Genomic DNA, 429 nt, shown 5'->3' with positions numbered 1-429 from the left:
AAAAATAAGGACATTGGTTTTTCGCCGGACTCTACACAAGACACTTGAATGTGTGTTGTTTTGAGAACTCGTTTTTACCGCTCTTAAAATAAAGAGAGATAAAAACTATTGTAATTGAATCTATTGATTCAATTTACTAGTCAGCTTTCCAGATTGTTAAAGAGCATTGTGTTTGTCCGTAGACATCCACTTTCTAACTACATTCAAACGAATGTTTTTAGAAAGTGGCGTCCCGTAGGGGAGTCGAACCCCTGTTACCGCCGTGAAAGGGCGGTGTCCTAGGCCTCTAGACGAACGGGACTAAGTACTTTCTTGAAAAATCACGAATGATTTTTCACTCTTTTACATTTTAACCAAGCAATCTGTGTGGACACTGCATCAAACAAGCAGTCTATCGTTTAAGGAGGTGATCCAGCCCCAGGTTCCCCT

The 429-nt window shown here is 40.6% G+C and carries 1 tRNA gene; it reads right to left on the bottom strand.

The window, feature by feature from the left end:
- Positions 1-225 precede the first annotated feature (225 nt).
- Positions 226-301: transfer RNA gene (locus tag ASV53_RS24645), tRNA-Glu, on the bottom strand.
- Positions 302-429 lie beyond the last annotated feature (128 nt).

Origin of the sequence: Photobacterium sanguinicancri (assembly GCF_002265265.1) — a bacterium.
In the GTDB taxonomy this organism is placed as follows: domain Bacteria; phylum Pseudomonadota; class Gammaproteobacteria; order Enterobacterales; family Vibrionaceae; genus Photobacterium; species Photobacterium sanguinicancri.
The sequence above is the reverse complement of the archived record's forward strand: the minus strand, read 5'-3'. Positions and strand labels throughout refer to the sequence as shown.